Annotated in this window: 4 protein-coding genes; 2 read left to right on the forward strand and 2 right to left on the reverse strand. The window is 64.0% G+C overall.

Annotation, left to right across the window (positions count from 1 at the left end; genetic code table 11):
• Positions 1-415: 415 nt before the first annotated feature.
• Both ALLO2_RS22820 and ALLO2_RS22825 read left to right on the forward strand, forming a co-directional pair.
• Positions 416-844, forward strand: a complete 429-nt coding sequence (locus tag ALLO2_RS22820; RefSeq protein ID WP_023842267.1) for a 50S ribosomal protein L11 — start codon at positions 416-418, stop codon at positions 842-844.
• A 39-nt stretch (positions 845-883) separates the two neighbouring features.
• Positions 884-1144, forward strand: a complete 261-nt coding sequence (locus ALLO2_RS22825) for a hypothetical protein (RefSeq protein WP_011438481.1) — start codon at positions 884-886, stop codon at positions 1142-1144.
• Between the two features lie 31 nt (positions 1145-1175).
• Here the strand turns inward: ALLO2_RS22825 and ALLO2_RS22830 are convergent, their stop codons facing one another.
• A complete protein-coding gene (locus ALLO2_RS22830; RefSeq protein WP_051875541.1) occupies positions 1176-1697 on the reverse strand; it encodes a DUF5946 family protein in 522 nt (173 codons plus the stop codon).
• A gap of 7 nt (positions 1698-1704) precedes the next feature.
• A complete protein-coding gene (locus ALLO2_RS22835; RefSeq protein ID WP_011438483.1) occupies positions 1705-2217 on the reverse strand; it encodes a DUF5946 family protein in 513 nt (170 codons plus the stop codon).
• Between the last annotated feature and the right edge of the window lie 642 nt (positions 2218-2859).

The following is a 2859-nucleotide window of genomic DNA, read 5'->3' on the forward strand; positions in this document are numbered from 1 at the left end:
CCGCAGAATCCGACACGACAACGCCCTGCTCCTGGCCATCCTCACTCTCGACAACCCCGCTGACCTGCATCAATGACTTTGCGGGTCACCCTGGGACTCTCCCTCCGGACCCGTGTTGGAGATCCACAACTTCTGACGCAGCCCCTTGACCTGGGAATACGCCTCAACGGCATAGTCGCGGAGGTAGTCCCGGAGGGAAGCAACCGTCTGATCGGATCTGGACAGGTCCCACAGAATAATCGAACAGTACATCTGACTCCTTGGTGGAACGGCTTTTCTTCACTCTTTCCTCAGACACTTTCAAGTGATCCTTGAGTTGAACTCGACTTCCTTGCGCACGGCCGGGATGAGTCATATAGTCCCCGATGGATCGCCATTAGTTTACGATAAGAGACTCGCCGAGAAGGAACTTGGGATGCCCGCTAAGAAGAAACTCTCCGCCGTCGTGCGAATCCAGCAGGAGGGTGGAAACGCCAACGTCGCCAAGATTGGCCAGGCTCTCGGTACCTATGGCGTCAACATCGTCGGGGTGATGAAGGAGTTCAACGAAGCCTCGGCGATCCACCACGGGCTGCAGGTCTCGGCAGATGTTTCGATCTTCGAGGACCGCTCCTTCGAGCTCTCCGTCAAGTCGCCCGCCACGACCAGTCTGCTGCTCCAGGCCGCGGGTGTCCGCAAGGGCAGTCCGAGGCCGCATGCCGAGCACGCTGGTGCGGTCACCGTCAGCCAGCTCCGTGAAATCGCCAAGGTCAAACTGCCCGACCTCAACGTCGATTCGATGGAAGCGGCGGAAAAGATAGTGGCTGGAACGGCGCGCTCCATGGGAATAAAGGTCACCGGTTGAAGTGGGCCGCGGCCGGCGGAACCAACGCGGGGAGACAGGATGGCATTGGGTATCGAAGACCGGCTCGAGCGCAATCGACTCGCGACTCAGCTGGCTGGCGCGGCCCTGACGCATTTTCTGGCGGATGACGAGAAAAGCGTGGCGGCGTGCATCCGGCAGATACCGGATCCGCCCGGACCCTGGGTCGGCATGCTGCGCTTCGCGGCCTTGGCGGTCGCGGTCATCGCCGAGGACAGTGGCGTGGAGCAGCGGGACGTCGCCCAGCAGCTCCTACTCAGGGTCGCTGAGCTCCAGGAGTGAGTGGTACGGGGGGGTCGAGGACTCGTTGTCTTCAGGGGAGGGCCTCCTCGATCCAGCCCCTGATTGTGGTGTGGTGGGCAGCCCAGGCGCCCCACACCTGCGCCGCCCAAGCTCTGAGCAGGGTCTCGTACTCGCCGGCATCATCGGCGGGGGCGAGGNCGGCGATTGTCATCCGGCCGTGGAGCAGTACGGGGNCGAGGNCCAAGGGGNGGAACACCGGTCGGGCGACCATGCGCCGGTGCAGGCGCGGTCCTTCCCTCGGGTCGGCCCCGTCCTCCAGGAACAGACACAGCGTCATCAGGCAGATGGACAGGCCCTGCACCCGACGCGGCTGCGACCAGTCGACGTGCTGCGCGGTGTAACTGTCGACCAGCAGCTGGTGGGAGGAGTAGCGGGCGGGGTCGTTGTAGGACCGGCCGAGCATCTCCGTGTACAGCAACCAGCACCCGGCCGAAGCCGCCGCCGCCTGGCCGGGTATCTGCTCCGGTGGCTCCNGCAACATGAGCCCGCAGCCGGGGCAGNCCCGCGCCGGCCCCGCCGAAAAGCCCATCATTCGGCTTTCACCTGCCTTTCAGTGCCAGTCGCGCCCAGCCACGCACTGTCTCGTGTTGGGCCGACCAGGACCGCCACACGGCCTCGGCCCAGTCGCCGAGGCAGGCGGCGCGCTGTTCAGGGGCCACGGAACGGACATCGGCTACGGTCATGTCGCCCATTCGCTCCGGCGGAGGCAGATAGGGCCAGGCACTCGCGCCCAGAAGCGGCAGGACAGTACGGCTCATCCTGTTTAACCGCGTCATCAGCTGCGCCGCCGGCAGCCGCTCCTCGATATGCAGACACAGCGACGTCAGGTGCACTGCCACGGACTGGCGCTGCCGCAGCTCGTGCTCCGCCCCTCCGGGGTGCTGTGCCGCATAGCAGTCCAAGGCCAGCCTCAGCTCCGCTTGGGCCAGGTTCTGAGCGGTCACCTCGCCGTACAGCTGCCAGCACCCCGGGGAGGAACACATGTAGGCATGGACAGGCCCGGATACGTCCGACACTTCGGCGCCGCATCCGACGCAGACCACCGTCGGCATGTCGCTGACCGCCCGTTCTCTTCGACCGAAGACTGACAGCCCCTCCGTGGACCTTATGCCAAGCCGGGCGGCACGCCCGCTCGTTCCGGGTCTGTAAAGTTACCGGTGCAACTGTGGCGAATCGGACTACCTGCGGCCTGCGGTGAGCCGGCCGTCGAACGCGACGTCGAAGGCGTTGAGCGCGCCCTTCCAGCGGATCACCCAGCGCTTACGGCCAGGGCTCCGGCGAGGTAGCGCAGCGTCATAGTTGGTAGCTGTTGGTAGCCTGCCTGGTGATCACTTCTGGGCATCCGATGGGCGATTGATTGTCGCTAAAGCTCGTCGTGGATTCGTGCCATAGCAACTTGACCTGGCGCCGACCGTGATTCGACGGCGCATTTGGCGTCACTGGGCACGCGATTATCTGGAAATGCTTGACGGGATGCAGGCTCCCCGTTGAGAAAGAAGTGGCCTTCCGCTTGGGACAATGTAAGTACCACCAAACAAACCCCCAAGACAGAAGGCCACCACGTGACATCATGCCAGCCTGACCCCTGCATGTCCAACGAGCCTGTCGATTGCGAGCAGCTCGACATCTCCAGCCTGCTCGCGATGCTCGGCGAAATTCCCGACCCACGTAAGGCGAAGGGAGCGATCTACAGC

Origin of the sequence: Frankia sp. Allo2, assembly GCF_000733325.1 — a bacterium.
GTDB lineage: Bacteria > Actinomycetota > Actinomycetes > Frankiales > Frankiaceae > Frankia > Frankia casuarinae.

Bases quoted from the DNA above. Each gene is read 5' to 3' on its own strand.
- ALLO2_RS22820 (WP_023842267.1), top strand. From the start codon at position 416: ATGCCCGCTAAGAAGAAACTCTCCGCCGTCGTGCGAATCCAGCAGGAG.
- ALLO2_RS22825 (WP_011438481.1), top strand. From the start codon at position 884: ATGGCATTGGGTATCGAAGACCGGCTCGAGCGCAATCGACTCGCGACT.
- ALLO2_RS22835 (WP_011438483.1), bottom strand. From the start codon at position 2,217: ATGCCGACGGTGGTCTGCGTCGGATGCGGCGCCGAAGTGTCGGACGTA.